The 16824-nt window shown below is 51.7% G+C and carries 10 protein-coding genes and 1 pseudogene; 4 read left to right on the top strand and 7 right to left on the bottom strand.

Annotated features, from left to right (window positions below):
* Window positions 1-59: 59 nt before the first annotated feature.
* Both acrD and narQ read right to left on the bottom strand, forming a co-directional pair.
* On the bottom strand, window positions 60-3173 hold the full coding sequence (gene acrD, locus OGV98_RS04045; RefSeq protein WP_049002451.1) for a multidrug efflux RND transporter permease AcrD: 3114 nt from the start codon (window positions 3171-3173) through the stop codon (window positions 60-62).
* A 184-nt stretch (window positions 3174-3357) separates the two neighbouring features.
* Entirely contained in the window at window positions 3358-5055 is a 1698-nt protein-coding gene (narQ, locus tag OGV98_RS04050) for a nitrate/nitrite two-component system sensor histidine kinase NarQ (RefSeq protein WP_202581118.1), read from the bottom strand.
* Window positions 5056-5315: 260 nt separating this feature from the next.
* Here narQ and aegA point away from each other — a divergent pair, with 260 nt between their 5' ends.
* The 3 genes from aegA to OGV98_RS04065 all read left to right on the top strand — a co-directional run bounded on the left by aegA (window position 5316) and on the right by OGV98_RS04065 (window position 9194).
* Window positions 5316-7295, top strand: coding sequence for a formate-dependent uric acid utilization protein AegA (gene aegA, locus OGV98_RS04055; RefSeq protein ID WP_003847242.1), 1980 nt, complete (start codon window positions 5316-5318; stop codon window positions 7293-7295).
* Window positions 7296-7451: 156 nt separating this feature from the next.
* A complete protein-coding gene (nudK, locus tag OGV98_RS04060) occupies window positions 7452-8027 on the top strand; it encodes a GDP-mannose pyrophosphatase NudK (RefSeq protein WP_003838513.1) in 576 nt (191 codons plus the stop codon).
* A gap of 123 nt (window positions 8028-8150) precedes the next feature.
* On the top strand, window positions 8151-9194 hold the full coding sequence (locus OGV98_RS04065) for a DUF1176 domain-containing protein (protein ID WP_106107844.1): 1044 nt from the start codon (window positions 8151-8153) through the stop codon (window positions 9192-9194).
* Here OGV98_RS04065 and tkt read toward each other — a convergent pair.
* Window positions 9184-11178, bottom strand: coding sequence for a transketolase (gene tkt, locus OGV98_RS04070; protein WP_106902374.1), 1995 nt, complete (start codon window positions 11176-11178; stop codon window positions 9184-9186). The genes OGV98_RS04065 and tkt overlap by 11 nt on opposite strands.
* 280 nt (window positions 11179-11458) lie before the next feature.
* Here tkt and maeB point away from each other — a divergent pair, with 280 nt between their 5' ends.
* A complete protein-coding gene (gene maeB / locus OGV98_RS04075; protein WP_121571929.1) occupies window positions 11459-13738 on the top strand; it encodes an NADP-dependent oxaloacetate-decarboxylating malate dehydrogenase in 2280 nt (759 codons plus the stop codon).
* Between the two features lie 247 nt (window positions 13739-13985).
* On the opposite strand, the gene OGV98_RS04080 is transcribed toward maeB, so the two are convergent.
* The 4 genes and pseudogenes from OGV98_RS04080 to OGV98_RS04095 all read right to left on the bottom strand — a co-directional run.
* The gene (locus tag OGV98_RS04080; RefSeq protein WP_031605187.1) at window positions 13986-14270 is read right to left on the bottom strand and encodes a type VI secretion system PAAR protein; all 285 of its coding nucleotides are present in this window, start codon (window positions 14268-14270) and stop codon (window positions 13986-13988) included.
* A 37-nt stretch (window positions 14271-14307) separates the two neighbouring features.
* A complete protein-coding gene (locus OGV98_RS04085; protein ID WP_044714582.1) occupies window positions 14308-15231 on the bottom strand; it encodes a hypothetical protein in 924 nt (307 codons plus the stop codon).
* A 10-nt stretch (window positions 15232-15241) separates the two neighbouring features.
* Window positions 15242-16162, bottom strand: coding sequence for a M35 family metalloendopeptidase (locus OGV98_RS04090; RefSeq protein WP_044714581.1), 921 nt, complete (start codon window positions 16160-16162; stop codon window positions 15242-15244).
* Between the two features lie 89 nt (window positions 16163-16251).
* Window positions 16252-16824 (bottom strand): annotated as a pseudogene (locus OGV98_RS04095) (hypothetical protein); the annotation flags it as partial.

A 16824-nucleotide genomic window follows, 5' to 3' on the forward strand; every position in this document is an offset into this window, starting at 1 on the left:
CATATCCTGTAAAGGATAAAAAAAGGCGACTCAACGTAAGTCGCCTTTTTTGTGCCCGATTATTCCGGGCGCGGTTTCAACGGGAAGCGTCTGCGCACCAGCACAAAGAACAGGGGCACGAAGTAAATCGCCAGGATAGTGGCTGAAATCATTCCACCCATTACGCCTGTCCCCACCGCATGTTGACCGCCGGAGCCCGCGCCGCTGCTGATTGTCATCGGCAGGACCCCGAAGATAAACGCCAGCGACGTCATCAGAATCGGACGCAAGCGCTGGCGACAGGCGTGGAGCGTGGCATCGAGCAGATCGTGTCCTTTCTCGTTCATCTCATTGGCGAATTCAACAATCAAGATTGCGTTCTTCGCCGATAGCCCGATAACGGTAAGTAACCCGACCTGGAAGTACACGTCGTTTTCCAGACCGCGCATCCAGGTCGCCAGCAGAGCACCAATGACCCCCAGCGGCACAACCAGCATGACAGAGAAGGGAACTGACCAGCTTTCATACAGGGCCGCCAGACACAGGAATACCACCAGCAGAGAAATGGCGTACAGGGCGGGGGCCTGAGAACCCGACAGCCGTTCCTGATAAGACATCGCAGTCCATTCGAGGCCAAATCCGGTCGGCAACTGGCGCACCAGCGATTCCATTATGTCCATCGCTGTACCGGTACTGACGCCGGGCGCGGCTTCTCCGACAATCTCGACCGCGGAGTAGCCGTTGTAGCGTTCCAGACGTGGTGAACCGGTTTCCCAGCGCGACGAGGCAAAGGCCGAGAAAGGCACCATGCCACCGTTGTTATTACGGACGTACCACAAATTGATGTCGTCAGGGAGCATGCGATATTTTGCTGCCGCCTGTACGTAAACCTTCTTCACGCGACCGCGGTCCATAAAGTCATTGACGTAGCTGGAACCCCAGGCCGTTTGCAATGTATCGTTGATGTCGTCGATGGAAACGCCCAGTGCCTGGGCTTTGCGCTGATCGATATCAATTTGCAACTGCGGGCTGTCGTCCAGACCGTTATGACGAACGCGGGTCAGGGAAGAATCCTTCCCGGCCAGCTCAATCAGCTTGTCGCGCGCGGCCATTAACGCGTCATGCCCCGCACCAGCGTGATCCTGCAGCTCCATATCGAAACCGGCAGAGCTTCCGAGGCCACTGATAGCCGGAGGGCTACTGGCGAAGACGCGGGCTTCTTTAATCTTATTAAAAGCTTTGGTCGCACGTTCAATGATGGCGAAAGAGGTTCCGGTGGTGGTGTCGCGCTCATCCCAGTCTTTTAAACGGACAAACATACGCGCCACGTTTTGACCGTTCCCGCCAGGGCCTGAACCGACCGTGGAAAAGACCGACATAATGTTGTCTTTCTCATGGGTGAAGTAATACTTCTCTACTTCCTCAACCACTTTCAATGTTTGCTGCTGTGTGGAGCCGCTAGGCAGCTGTACCGAGGTGGTAAACATGCCGCGGTCTTCCAGCGGCAGGAAGGAGGTTGGCAGGCGCAGGAACAGGAAAACCATTCCGCCGAGCAGCAGGCCGTAGATCAGTATCCAGCGCAGGCTGCGGTGCAGGATCCTGGCAACGCCTTTTTCGTAGCGCTCGGCGTTGCGATTAAACATTCGGTTAAACCAGCCGAAGAAACCGGTTTGTCCGTGATGCTCGCCCTTATGCAGCGGTTTGAGCAGGGTGGCGCACAGAGCAGGAGTGAGGATCATCGCCACCAGAACAGACAGCACCATTGCGGAGACGATAGTAATCGAGAACTGGCGGTAAATAGCCCCGGTAGTGCCGCCGAAGAAGGCCATCGGGATAAACACCGCCGACAGCACCATAGCAATACCAACCAGCGCGCCCTGGATTTGCCCCATCGATTTCCGCGTCGCTTCCCGCGGTGTGAGCCCTTCCTCACTCATAATACGCTCGACGTTTTCCACTACCACAATGGCGTCATCGACCAGCAGGCCGATCGCCAGCACCATCGCAAACATCGTCAAGGTGTTAACGCTATAGCCAAAGGCGTAAAGCACGGAGAAGGTACCCATCAGGACGACGGGAACGGCGATGGTGGGAATCAGCGTGGCGCGGAAGTTTTGCAGGAACAGGTACATCACGAGGAATACCAGCGCGATCGCTTCCAGCAGGGTTTTTACCACGTCGATGATTGAGGCTTTGACAAAGGAGGTGGTTTCATATGCCACCTTATATTCCAGCCCATGTGGAAAATATTGCGACAGCTCGTTCAGACGGTTAATGACCAGTTCCGCCGTTGCCATTTCATTGGCGCCGGAGGCCAGTTTCACGCCCAGACCGGAAGCCGGGTTGCCGTTAAACCGGCTGAGGTAGTCGTACTTCTCGGCCCCCATTTCGACCGTTGCCACATCGCCCAGTTTAACTTCTGAGCCATCCTGGTTGACACGTAGAGTAATGGCGCGGAATTCATCCGGAGTCTGCAGTAGCGACTGGGCGTTGATCGTCGCGTTCAGCGCCTGCTTGTCCACCGAAGGCGTACCGCCAAGTTGTCCGACCGCAATCTGCGCATTCTGTGACTCGATAGCGTCGGTCACATCTTTAGCGGTCATCTGGAAACTGTTCAGTTTGGCCGGGTCAAGCCAGATTCGCATGGAGTACTGTGAGCCGTAAGCGTCAATATCCCCCACGCCGTTAATACGGCTGAGCGGATCCTGAATGTTACTGGCGACATAGTCGGCGATGTCCTGCTTATCCATTGAGCCATCGGTGGAGACAAAGGCGATTGTCAGAATATTGGTGTCCCCGGTCTTACGCACCGTGACCCCCTGATCCTGTACCGCTTGCGGCAGTTTACGCATTGCCGATTGCAGCTGGTTTTGCACCTGCTGGACGGCCTCGTCAGGATCGGTTCCGGCGACAAAGCTCAGCGTAACTGATGCCTGACCTGTCCCGCTGCTCTGTGACGACATGTACATCAGGTTATCGAGACCGGTCATGTTCTGCTCGATCACCTGGGTGACGGTGTTTTCCAGAGTCTGAGCCGAGGCGCCAGGATAGTTGGCGGTGACCCGTACGTTTGGCGGTGCCAGATCGGGATATTGCTCAACGGGTAGTGAAAAAATAGCCAGGGCTCCTGTCAGGCACAACAGGATAGCTAACACCCAGGCAAAAATGGGGCGATCGATGAAAAAATTCGCCATTAAAAGAGGACCTCGTGTTTCTGCGTATCGTTATGGGTATGGCTTGCTTCACTTTAGCGGCAAGGTACGGGTCAAACGTGGAGAAAAAAAGAAGATAATGTAAATTATCATGCCCGTTTACAGCATACCTTTCGTGCCAACGCCGTCAGGCCAGGATCCAGACCCGACGGCGCTTTGCGGTTCTTTACGTTAGATCACTGTCTGATTCAGCCGAGCGGAAACTGATGCTTACCAACGTTCCTCCTCCGGAAGGTTGAGAGAAGGTCAACGTGCCGCTTAGTCTTTCCGCCCGCTCACGCATAATATTTAGTCCATAGTGCCCTGTAGGCTCATGCGGCTCGCCAATACCGATGCCGTTATCGCGGATATAAACCGTGTGGTTGCCGTCCGGAGCCGTTACGCAACTGACGGCAATTTCGCTCGCACTGGCATGCTTAATGGCGTTCAGCACCGCTTCGCGGATGATCTGCAACAGGTGCACTTGCATTTGCGCATCCAACGCCTGCGTGGGTAACCGACAGTCGAGTGTGAGTTTAGCTGAGGTTTGATTTTGCAGCGTTTCCAGCATTTCATGCAGGGCGGAGGGTAAGTCTGCCTGTTGTAAGGTCAGACGGAAGGTGGTGAGCAGTTCGCGTAGCTGGCGGTAGGCATCGTTCAGCGCCTGGGAGAAATCCGCCATGATGCTTTGCGCTGGGGCGTTATCTTCCGGAATTGACCGCTTCAGCAGCGTCAACTGAATGCGTAAATAAGAGAGCACCTGTGCCAGTGAGTCGTGCAGTTCGCGTGCAATCGTCGCTCGCTCCTCCATTAACAACAGTTGCTGAAAATGTTTTTGTGCCTGGTTGAAGTACAACCCGCGTCCCAGCATTGAGGAAACGCTGTTAAGCAGCGGAGTAGAAGCATTGACGTTTGGACTTTGCCAGTGCAGTTCGCCGTAGACGGTTTCCTGCATAGTGACCGGCAGGATCTGCATCGGCAGCTCCAGGCTTTTAGTCCCTTCGCTAATCCGCCAGTTATCACCGACGGTGAGCTCAAGGAAATACGCGGCGTCATGTTCGCGGACGATCTGTAAAATATGGCGGAAGCAGTACACGTCAATCTGGCTGGTATTTAACGCCTGGGAGCACTGATACAACACCTCCAGACGGCGATTGGCTTCATGGAGATCGTGAGTTTTCTCGGCAACAGACGCTTCCAGCGAGCGATACAGCTTGTGTAATTCACTCGACATCTGGCTAAACGTTTTGCCCAGCAACCCCAGTTCATTGGGCAAACCGGTATCCAGCGGTGGGATATTAAACTGACCGTGTTCAATTTGCTGACTGGCCATCACCAGTTTATTCAGCGGACGCACCACCTGCTGGCGAATGCGCCGCAGGGTAAAGAAGACGAGGGTGAATATGCCGATCCCGCCCGCCAGCGAGATGCCAAATACCAGCATGACTTTACGCTCGGCATAATGTTGCAACGCCAGCACGAAGAGATCGATTTGATCGACGTAGTTGTTGATATTGGCCTGGTACCATTTTAAATCGCCGTCGATCAGGCGGGCATTCATTTCCAGCCAGTTAGCATGCAGACGTCCATAGCGGCTTTTTACCGCTTGTGGCACATACCACGCATTCAGATTCTGTAATGCCGGTGCGTTTAGCGCCTGCTGGAAAAGCTGGCGGTGGGCGTTAAGCTGCGAGCTCTGGCTTTGCAGATCGTAACCCAGACGGTAGCTTTGCATGCGCAATGAGCCAGCAACGTTGATGGCTTCGGCATCTCGCAAGCTGCTGGTCAGCGTGAGCAGCGCAATACCTGTTGAGAGAATTGACAGCAGCACTATGTAGAAAAAAGCTTTAGCCAGACTGGCCGAGACCGGACGCTTTACCGTCACTTGTGCATCCTCACACAATACACGTCGCGCCTGAAAACAGCGTGAACGATGCGGTGTATTTGATAAAGGTTAATAAAACGCCATGAAACTGGATGGTAACTGAAACACAATTTCATATGCGATGAAATAAATTGATCTGCCACAGGTTCTGCATAAATAGTTGTGCTTCCTGGGCAAATGAACATTGCCGCTTCCTTCCGTGTCGGTTAATAACACTCTTATAAAGAATAAGGTTTTTGCAACCAAAAAAGAAGGAAGCCATGAATCGTTTTATTATGGTCAATAGCCAGCAGTGCCTGGGATGCCATGCCTGTGAGGTCGCTTGCGTCATGGCTCACAATGGCGAACAGCATGTCCTGAGCCAACGGCATTTTCAGCCCCGAATTACCGTCATTAAACATCAGCAGCAGCGCAGCGCGGTGACCTGTCACCACTGCGAAGATGCACCCTGCGCCAGAAGTTGCCCAAATGGGGCAATTAGCCATGATAACGACAGCGTTCAGGTGAACCCGCAAAAGTGCATTGGCTGTAAATCGTGCGTCGTTGCTTGTCCTTTCGGCACGATGCAGATCGTACTCACTCCCGTCGCCAAAGGGAAGGTGAAAGCCACCGCGCACAAATGCGATCTGTGCCAGGGGCGTGAACAGGGGCCCGCCTGCGTAGAGAACTGCCCGGCGCAGGCGTTACAGTTGGTGACGGAAAACTCGCTTACCGGTCTGTCAAAAGCGCGCAGGCTGCGTACCGCAAGTCTGGAAAGCCAGCCATGGCACGCCAGCACTACCGATTTTGTTCCACATGTCATCACCAAACGTGAGCAAATGCAGGCAACGCCTGCGCGAGGTGAACCGGATAAACTGGCGATTGATGCCCGGAAAACCAGCTTTGAAGAGATCTATCTGCCGTTTCGTACGGCGCAGGCGGAGCGGGAAGCCTCTCGCTGCCTGAAATGCGGCGACCACAGTATTTGCGAATGGACCTGTCCGTTGCATAACCACATTCCGCAGTGGATTGAGCTGGTCAAAGCCGGAAACATCGATGCCGCGGTTGAGCTTTCACATCAAACCAACTGCTTGCCGGAGGTGACCGGGCGTGTATGCCCGCAGGATCGACTCTGCGAAGGGGCATGCACGGTGCGTAGTGAGCATGGCGCAGTCACTATCGGTAATATTGAGCGTTACATCTCCGATCGGGCGCTGAGTAAAGGATGGCGACCGGACTTAAGCCATGTGCAGAAAGTGGACAAGCGTGTTGCCATTATCGGCGCGGGTCCGGCGGGTCTGGCCTGCGCGGATGTGCTGGCGCGTAGCGGTATCAGTGCCACCGTTTACGATCGCCATCCTGAAATTGGCGGTTTGCTGACGTTCGGTATTCCGGCCTTCAAACTGGACAAATCGCTGCTGACGCGTCGCCGTGAAATCTTCAGCGCTATGGGGATTCATTTCGAACTTAACTGTGAAGTGGGTAAGGACGTCGCACTTGAAAAGTTGCTGGAGGATTACGATGCCGTGTTCGTGGGGGTGGGAACCTATCGTTCCATGAAGGCGGACCTGCCAAATGAAGACGCGCCAGGCGTATATGATGCGCTGCCGTTCCTGATTGCCAACACCAAGCAGGTGATGGGGCTGGATGAGTTGCCTGAAGAACCGTTTATCGATACCGCCGGACTGAACGTGGTGGTTCTGGGCGGAGGCGATACGGCCATGGACTGTGTACGTACCGCGCTGCGCCACGGTGCAAGCCAGGTGACCTGCGCCTATCGTCGTGATGAAGCCAACATGCCGGGTTCGAAAAAAGAGGTGAAGAACGCCCGGGAAGAGGGGGCAAACTTCGAGTTTAACGTCCAGCCGGTTGAGCTGGTGTTGCATGCCGATGGGCGAGTCAGCGGCGTGCGTTTCTTACGTACCCAACTTGGCGAACCTGATGCGCAGGGGCGTCGTCGCCCTGTTCCCATCGCCGGGAGTGAGTTTGTGATGCCCGCAGATGCGGTGATCATGGCGTTTGGTTTTCACCCACACGGCATGCCGTGGCTGGAGTCGCATGGCGTTAAGGTCGATAACTGGGGGCGCATTGCCGCCGATGTTGAAAGCGCATACCGTTACCAAACCAGTAACCCGAAAATCTTTGCCGGTGGCGACGCGGTACGCGGTGCGGATCTGGTGGTGACGGCCATGGCGGAGGGGCGGCACGCCGCCCAGGGGATCGTCGACTGGCTGGGCGTAAAATCAGTCAAATCTCACTAATCGGCGTCCAGGCCGGATAAGACGCGTTAGCGTTGTTATCCGGCAATGTGCCGCATGAATGCCTGATGGCGCTTTGCTTATCAGGCCTACATTGTTCCAAGACAAACCCGGTTTCACGGCGTAGTATTATTTCTCACTTCTTGCTGTGGAGCCGGTATGTCGCAAAAAATTACCCTCATCAAAGATAAAGTCCTCTCCGATAACTACTTCATCCTGCGCAATATCACCTATGACCTGACCCGTAGCACTGGGGAGGTGATTCGTCATAAACGCGAGGTTTACGATCGCGGTAACGGTGCCACAATCCTGCTGTATAACCCGGAGAAGAAAACGGTGGTCTTAATTCGCCAGTTCCGCGTCGCCACCTGGGTCAACGGTAATGAAGATGGTCAACTGATTGAAACCTGCGCCGGGCTGTTGGATAACGACGAACCGGAAGCGTGCATTCGCAAAGAGGCCATTGAAGAGACCGGCTTTGAAGTGGGCGAAGTGCGCAAACTGTTTGAGTTATACATGTCGCCGGGCGGCGTGACGGAAATAATCCACTTCTTCATTGCACAATACAGTGACAGCCAGCGAGCAAACGCTGGTGGCGGTGTGGAAGATGAAGACATTGAAGTTCTGGAACTGCCGTTCACACAGGCGCTGGAAATGATCAAAACGGGTGAGATCCGTGACGGTAAAACGGTGCTATTGTTGAACTATTTGCAGTCGTCGCATCTCATGGACTAATGCGTGGGATTTATATTTCTTTACAAATTTACGGCCAATCCGACAATTCTTATTGAGCCACATCAGTCGCGCAAGGAAGATACCGCTTAGGCTGTGTGTTTTGACTTCGGGGTTGTACCGTCCATGCGCTATCGCGTTATTCTCCTTTTCCTGCTTGGGTTGCTACCAGCCCGATTGCTCTGGGCTGCGCCCGCGCAACAGGCGTTTTCTGACTGGCAGGTGACGTGTAATAACCAAAATTTTTGCGTGGCGCGCAATACCGGAGAGCACCACGGCCTGGTCATGACCTTGAGCCGCAGCGCCGGGGCACATACTGACGCCGTGTTGCGTATTGAGCTGGGCGGGCTGGAATCGTCCAACGTCAAAGAGAGCGATATTGCGCCGCGTCTGTTGTTGGATGGTGTGCCGCTCTCGCTGAGCGGCGAGCACTGGCGTGTTACCCCATGGCAACTGATGACCGATGATCCCGCCACCATTAGCGCATTTTTACAAACCGTACAGGACGCGAAGGCGATTACCCTGCAAAAAGGTGCGCAAAATCTTTCGCTGGTCGGGCTAAAAGCCGCATTGTTGTTTATCGATGCCCAGCAAAAACGGGTTGGCAGCGAAACCGCATGGATCGAAAAAGGTGACGAGCCTCCGCTCAGTGTACCTCCTGCCCCCGCGCTGAAAGGCGTAGCGGTCATTAACCCAACACCAACGCCTCTTACACAGCAAGAGCGCAGTGAACTGCTGGACTATGGTAACTGGCGAATCAACGGTATTCGTTGCTCTATCGATCCGCTGCGTCGCGAGATGCGCGTCACGGCCCTAACGGATGATAAAGCGCTGCTGATGATTGGCTGTGAGGCCGGAGCGTATAACACTATCGATCTGGCGTGGGTGGTTTCACGTACAACCCCGCTGACTTCACGCGCGGTACGGTTAAGCCTGCCTTTTAAAACGGATGCGGAAAGTCGCGATATGGAGCTGACCAACGCTACGTTTGAAGAAAAGTCGCGGGAGCTGGTTACCCTCGCTAAAGGACGAGGGTTGGCAGATTGCGGTATCCAGACCCGCTGGCGCTACGATGGTCAGCGTTTTCGCCTGGTGCGCTATGCCCAGGAGCCAAGTTGTGATAACTGGCATGGGCCAGATGCCTGGCCCACACTGTGGATCACACGTTAAGCACCTTGTGTGCTTTGTCGACGATGTTATCTACCGTAAAGCCGAAGAACGGGAACAGCTTGTCTGCCGGTGCCGACTCCCCATAGCCCGTCATCCCAACAATCGCCCCTTTCAGCCCAACATATTTGTACCAGTAGTCGGCAATACCGGCTTCTACCGCCACGCGCGCGCTGACGTTTGCCGGCAGGACCGACTCCCGGTACGCCTCATCCTGGGCGTCGAAGATATCGGTTGAAGGCAGAGAAACTACACGTACGTTACGGCCTTCGCCGGTCAGTTTTTCCGCTGCCAGCAGTGTGATTTCCATTTCTGAACCGGTAGCAATCAGGATAACATCCGGCTTACCGCCGCCGTCCTTCAGCACATAGCCGCCGCGGGCAATTTGCTGCACCTGCTCAGGTGTGCGCTCAACCTGCGCCAGATTCTGCCGCGAGAGGATCAGCGCCGTTGGCCCGTCATGGCGTTCGACCGCTAGCTTCCAGCCTACTGCCGCCTCAACCTGATCGCACGGTCGCCAGGTACTGAAATTAGGTGTCAGGCGTAGGCTGGCGAGTTGTTCGACGGCCTGGTGCGTGGGACCATCTTCCCCCAGGCCAATCGAGTCGTGGGTATAAACCATGATTTGTCGGGCTTTCATCAGCGCCGCCATGCGCGCGGCATTACGAGCATATTCAACAAACATCAGGAACGTGGCAGTGTAAGGTACGAAGCCCCCGTGGTGCGCGATACCATTGGCAATTGCGGTCATGCCAAATTCCCGCACGCCGTAGTGGATGTAGTTTCCTGCATGATCCTCTTTAAGAGAGGAGGAGCCTTTCCAGATGGTCAGGTTGCTGGGTGCCAGATCCGCCGAGCCGCCGAGCAGTTCTGGCAGTATCGGCCCATAGGCGTTCAGGGTATTTTGCGAAGCTTTACGGGTGGCTATTTTGGCTGGGTTGGCTTGCAGGTCGGTAATATATTTCTGGGTTGTTGCTTCCCACTCCTTAGGCAGTCCGCCGCTCATCCGGCGAGTAAACTCTGCCGCCAGTTCCGGGTAGGCTTGTTCGTAAGCTGCGAATTTTTCCTTCCAGCCCTGTTGCGCTTTTTCGCCTTTCTCGCGTGCGTCCCATGCCCGGTAAATCTCTTTGGGGATTTCAAAAGCAGGATGATGCCACCCCAGTTTCTGCCGGGTCAGCGCCACCTCTTCTTCGCCCAGCGCAGCGCCGTGTGCTTCCTCTTTCCCGGCTTTATTCGGTGAGCCAAAACCAATCACCGTGCGGCAGATAATCAGCGACGGTTTATCGGTAACAGCCTGCGCTTCCTGAATGGCTTTTTTCACCGCCTCAGGGTCATGACCGTCAATGTCGTGCACTACATGCCAGTGGTAAGCCTCAAAGCGTTTTGCAGTATCGTCGGTAAACCAGCCTTCGGTTTCGCCATCAATTGAGATGCCGTTGTGATCGTAGAAGCCGATGAGTTTGCCAAGCCCCAGCGTGCCCGCCAGCGAACAAGCCTCGTGTGAAATACCCTCCATCAGACAGCCGTCGCCCATAAAGACCCAGGTAAAGTGGTTAACAATCTCATGGTCCGGCTGGTTAAACTGCGCTGCCAGCGTGCGCTCGGCAATGGCCATGCCGACGGCGTTGGCCAAACCCTGGCCCAGCGGTCCGGTGGTGGTTTCCACGCCCGGCGTGTAGCCAATTTCCGGGTGACCTGGCGTCTTCGAATGGAGCTGACGGAAGTTCTTTAATTCTTCGATCGGCAGGTCGTAACCGGAAAGATGCAATAGGCTGTAAAGCAGCATTGAGGCGTGGCCGTTGGACAGAATAAACCGGTCACGATCGTACCAGGTGGGATCTGTCGGGTTATGGCGTAGAAAATCGTTCCACAGCACTTCGGCGATATCGGCCATCCCCATTGGTGCTCCTGGGTGGCCGGAGTTAGCTTTTTGGACGGCATCCATACTCAGCGCACGAATGGCATTGGCAAGCTCTTTACGGGTCATAGGAAATACTCCTTGAAAAGTAAAGTGTTAGATGCGTGTTGTGATTCACACTTTTGGGAAAATTGCGGGCGTTGTCAGCAAAAAGCATAGCAGACAAGCATGGTATTGCTGGATTAAGCAGGTAACATGGCTGTTATAAATTGATAACAAATTCTTTCTTTGAATGGTGAGAGTTTGGGGACCTTCAAAGTTTGTGCCGTTGACTGAGGTGATAATGTGCGGCTCAGTAGAATGGTTACCCGCGCCACTTTTTTGATAGATACGTGAAAGGAACAACAAGATGGATGACCAGTTAAAACAAAGCGCCCTCGATTTCCACGAATTTCCAGTACCCGGTAAAATCCAGGTTTCTCCGACCAAGCCTCTGGCAACGCAGCGCGACCTGGCGCTGGCCTACTCGCCGGGCGTGGCTGCACCGTGTCTTGAAATTGAAAAGGACCCGCTGGCAGCCTACAAATACACCGCGCGTGGCAACCTGGTTGCGGTTATCTCTAACGGTACGGCGGTGCTGGGTCTTGGCAACATTGGCGCACTGGCCGGCAAACCGGTGATGGAAGGTAAAGGCGTTCTGTTTAAGAAATTCGCCGGGATCGACGTGTTCGACATTGAAGTCGATGAACTCGATCCGGATAAATTTATCAATGTGGTTGCGGCCCTGGAACCCACGTTTGGCGGTATCAACCTCGAAGATATCAAAGCGCCGGAGTGCTTCTACATTGAGCAAAAGCTGCGCGAACGCATGAATATTCCGGTCTTCCACGATGACCAGCACGGTACAGCAATCATCAGTACTGCCGCAATTCTGAACGGTCTGCGGGTGGTTGAGAAAAATATCTCCGACGTGCGCATGGTGGTGTCTGGCGCAGGCGCGGCGGCAATTGCTTGTATGAACCTGCTGGTAGCGCTGGGTATGCAGAAACACAATATTGTGGTCTGTGACTCCAAAGGCGTGATTTACAAAGACCGCGAACCGAACATGGCGGAAACCAAAGCGGCTTATGCGGTGGTGGATGACGGTAAGCGTACGCTGGATGATGTCATTGACGGCGCAGATATTTTCCTCGGTTGCTCCGGTCCGAAAGTGCTGACACAGGAAATGGTTAAGAAGATGGCGCGTGCGCCAATGATTCTGGCACTCGCTAACCCAGAACCGGAAATCCTGCCGCCGTTGGCAAAAGAGGTGCGTTCCGACGCAATCATTTGTACTGGTCGTTCAGACTACCCGAACCAGGTTAACAACGTCCTGTGCTTCCCGTTCATCTTCCGCGGTGCGCTGGATGTTGGTGCGACGGCCATCAACGAAGAGATGAAACTGGCGGCGGTGCACGCCATTGCTGAGCTGGCGCATGCCGAGCAGAGTGAAGTGGTGGCCTCTGCTTATGGCGATCAGGACCTGAGCTTCGGCCCGGAATACATCATTCCGAAACCGTTCGACCCGCGTCTGATCGTCAAAATCGCCCCTGCTGTGGCGAAAGCGGCGATGGACTCTGGTGTGGCAACGCGTCCGATTACCGACTTTGACGCTTACATCGATAAGCTGACTGAATTCGTCTACAAAACCAACCTGTTCATGAAGCCGATTTTCTCCCTGGCACGTAAAGCGCCGAAGCGTGTGGTGCTGACGGAAGGGGAAGAAGCGCGCGTACTGCATGCTACCCAGGAATTGATCACTTTAGGTCTGGCGAAGCCGATCCTGATTGGTCGTCCGAGCGTTATTGAAATGCGTATCCAGAAACTGGGGCTGCAGATCAAAGCGGGCGTCGATTTTGAGATCGTCAACAACGAATCCGATCCGCGCTTTAAAGAGTACTGGAATGAGTATTATCAGATCATGAAGCGCCGTGGGATCACCCAGGAGCAGGCGCAGCGTGCGGTGATTGCCAACACTACGGTGATCGGTGCAATCATGGTGCAGCGTGGCGAAGCGGATGCGATGATCTGCGGTACTATTGGCGACTACCATGAGCACTTCAGCGTGGTGAAAGAGGTGTTTGGTCATCGTGACGGCGTGCATACTGCTGGGGCGATGAACGCCTTGCTGCTGCCAAGCGGTAACACTTTTATCGCCGATACTTACGTCAACGACGATCCTACACCTGAGCAACTGGCGGAAATCGCTGTGATGGCAGCAGAGACTGTGCGTCGCTTTGGTATTGAACCGAAGGTGGCGTTGCTGTCGCACTCCAACTTTGGTTCCTCTGACTGCCCGTCGGCCAGCAAAATGCGCGAAGCGCTGGAGCTGATTAAGGCGCGCGCGCCAGAGTTGATGATTGACGGCGAAATGCACGGCGACGCCGCGCTGGTGGAAAGTATCCGTAATGACCGCATGCCGGACAGTCCGTTGAAAGGCTCCGCGAATATTCTGGTGATGCCGAATATGGAAGCGGCCCGTATTAGTTACAACTTACTACGCGTTTCCAGTTCTGAAGGCGTAACGGTTGGCCCGGTGCTGATGGGGGTTGCGAAACCTGTTCATGTATTAACGCCGATCGCCTCTGTTCGTCGTATCGTTAATATGGTGGCGCTGGCGGTTGTAGAAGCACAGACTCAGCCGCTGTAATTATGTTAGTGTGAAGTATGAACCCTTACCCTGGCTTGAATGGGGTAAGGGGGAATTTCATTGATATCATTAAAATTATGTTTTGTGATTTTTTATCATCTCTTTAGTTTATTGGTTTATCCTTTTCTTGTTTCGAATCTATCACTACGACCGTAAATTCTTCCTTGAAGTCACTTCCCGGACACTGAGTTCTCCACATCCAGCGTAAAACACAAACCATTTTGTGACATAACCTTGTCCTTGTATATCAGCCGATACTGACTGTGCCGCTGCCGATCACCACGCCGCCACAGTCAATTGCATCACCGGTTCTGGCGGCAGGCAGGCCGTCAATAAACACAGTGCCTGAACCACTGGCTATTTTTCGGGGGTGAGGTGGGTGTTTTGGTTTATCGTGAGGCGTCAGTGGGTCACTCATACGGGCAGCAGGCAATCCATCAATAAATACCGTGGGTGAACCCGCTGTAATGACAGTTTCGTGATAACCATCGTGCTGGGTACCTTTATCGTTAAGTCGGGCTGCTGTGGGCATATTGAACTCCTCATTGTTCATTTAGTGATAATCATGTTCATTTCTTCATGATTATTTTTTTATGACCTTTTAGCTTGTTTTCCGTAAATTGATAGTAAGAAGTATTCTTATTAGCATCAATAAGTATTGATACCTGATTGGTTCTAATTTCAAAATAGTAATCACTACTATTACCATTAAAGCCAAAGTTATTAAGAACGCGTCTCAAATTATTTTTATCGACCTCATATCGGGGGCACAGAAACCTCCGTTTTAATACCAATGGGTAATCAGTTTTCATCGAACATGATGAGCGCCAATTAAATATAGAAAACATTTTATTGTGCATGTTTTTTTCAGAAAACCATTCCTTTGTAATTATAGGGTATTCAAGAGAGCCGATTTGATATTGATGTTTTCCTGGAAGGAATTCATACGCTCGATTTAGTGGTATAGTATATGAAAAACTCTCACCCGATTCAATCTCTAACCACCAATCTTGTATATCATTACCAAAATCACAAGAATGACCTAAATAGTCCAATTTAACATTGTCTGTTGTGATTAAAAATGAAGAGCCGCATATTACACCAAAAAAAATGTCCCGCGCAGTGCTGGGTATACCCGATTTATAAATAAAATAGCTTTTATTACTTTTATTATTAAATGTAATATTGGCTATTACGTTATTTTTTTCTTGCCTCACTGCAAGAAAAACATCTATTGCATATTTTTTTTCTCGCCACTTACTTTCTTTTTCGCTAATTCTATAATAAGGATAGAGGTCAGCGATAGTAGAATTCGGTTGTTTCCGAATAAGATTCTCAAATGCTGAAGACTCACTCAGTGGATAAACTACTGGTTCAGCAGTAGATGCTTTTTTTCCCCAATAGATCTTTCCGTATCCATATTTTATGAGTGATACTCCTGTAGCATTGGCACCGGCTATTGACAGATTGAGGAGGTATAAAAAGAGAAGCATCCTCCCCCCTCTATTTATTTGTAATTTCGCACTCATTGTCATTTAACTCAAAATATAATTCAAAATTATAAGCATTTTTAAAAACATCAGGACTATGACTTTCTTTTAAATCTTTTCTATATTTAATATATATATTTTCTCCGTCTTCACTTATTGCGTGTTTATAGTCCCCATCATTTGGCAAATCATCAGTACCTACTCCACCCCATGGCCCTCTGGATTCTTTTTTGTTTTTTTCACTAGCCCATATTTCATCTTTGTTCTCAACTCTATAAAAATGGCTTATTTCATGGCAGAGCGTACTCGCTTTAGAATCAGCCCCCATTAGTTTTTTTGAATAAAAATTATATCCTATATTTATTTCAAGCTGTTCCTTATATTTATCTGGTGGGCATATACATGTAGCATCCCTCTTTACGAACGCCGAATACTCATTAGTAAAGGTGCGATTAACAAAATTGCCATATTTATAAACTCTTTTGTCAGGTACAGATCCTAGTTCGTTACTGCAGGGATCAACTTGAGATACTTCAACAGGATTGGAATCCACATGCAATTGTTCCATAATATAACACATTCTATCAACTGACTTTTTCATAAATTCGTACACGGACGTTTTTTCCACCTCTGGTCGGTGGTAAGTGTCAGTGTTTTCCATATCACAAATATAATATGTATGTTCAATCTCCTTATCACCTCTCACTCCCATTATTTGCTCAAATTCAGCCTGTTCAGTCTTCCCCCACGTAGCCAGATCCTTTTGTCTTTTTTTTAAAACCCGCAATGCGCATGCCAGAGAATCCGTCATCATCGTCACGAATTTATTAGTTACCATAACCGTTTGACCAAATTTCTTAGCGTATTTTTTTGCAGATATAGTTTCAGCTTTTGTGCATGCTCTTTGCACTGAATTTTCTTGTGCATCTTCCATTTTTATACCTAATTTATAACAAATTGCACATTAAAATAACATTCAAATCATAATGAGTGCGTGTTACCTTTCGCTTCTGAACTTAATATTCATTCATATACACCACCTTCAATCATATTAATACTCTGATGCAATAATCTGACCTTAATTTTCTGTTCAGTATCAGTGGTAAATATTTCTGTATAGCCTTTCTTATCTGTTTCACCCCGTGTCTGTGTACCGTTCTCAAAAAATGCGATATAGCGTGTCTCTGAATAAGGTATCCCGTCGTCGTCCGTAAAATGAAGCTGAAGGTAATGTTTTTCGATGTTATCTTGATCGTCTTTTTCATCATCTGGGCCATCCTCACTCCCAGTCCCGCTACCTTCTTTATCATCCGTGTCATCATCTTCATCCGCCAGCGCTTTCAGCACGCTTGGTTGCTGAGTTCTCGCCGGTGTTCCCGGATTTCCTCCGCCGTTCAGGTTGATTTTCGGCCCCATAATGTCCACGCCACCCGGATGGATGACCACAAACGAACCGCCCACCTTCAGGCTTATCCGGCTGCTGCTTTCCAGCACAATATCGTCCTGTACCTTGAGCCCCAGCGCGCCGCTTATCTTCTGCGCCAGGTCTCCCTTCACCTCCAGGCTCTTCATCCCTTTCACCAGGCTGATATGGTC

The organism is Citrobacter sp. Cf136 (assembly GCF_030333815.1).
Taxonomy (GTDB): Bacteria; Pseudomonadota; Gammaproteobacteria; order Enterobacterales; family Enterobacteriaceae; genus Citrobacter; species Citrobacter freundii.

Coding starts and splice junctions, on each gene's coding strand:
- acrD (WP_049002451.1), bottom strand. CDS start 3,173: ATGGCGAATTTTTTCATCGATCGCCCCATTTTTGCCTGGGTGTTAGCT.
- aegA (WP_003847242.1), top strand. CDS start 5,316: ATGAATCGTTTTATTATGGTCAATAGCCAGCAGTGCCTGGGATGCCAT.
- nudK (WP_003838513.1), top strand. CDS start 7,452: ATGTCGCAAAAAATTACCCTCATCAAAGATAAAGTCCTCTCCGATAAC.
- OGV98_RS04065 (WP_106107844.1), top strand. CDS start 8,151: ATGCGCTATCGCGTTATTCTCCTTTTCCTGCTTGGGTTGCTACCAGCC.
- tkt (WP_106902374.1), bottom strand. CDS start 11,178: ATGACCCGTAAAGAGCTTGCCAATGCCATTCGTGCGCTGAGTATGGAT.
- maeB (WP_121571929.1), top strand. CDS start 11,459: ATGGATGACCAGTTAAAACAAAGCGCCCTCGATTTCCACGAATTTCCA.
- OGV98_RS04080 (WP_031605187.1), bottom strand. CDS start 14,270: ATGCCCACAGCAGCCCGACTTAACGATAAAGGTACCCAGCACGATGGT.
- OGV98_RS04085 (WP_044714582.1), bottom strand. CDS start 15,231: ATGCTTCTCTTTTTATACCTCCTCAATCTGTCAATAGCCGGTGCCAAT.
- OGV98_RS04090 (WP_044714581.1), bottom strand. CDS start 16,162: ATGGAAGATGCACAAGAAAATTCAGTGCAAAGAGCATGCACAAAAGCT.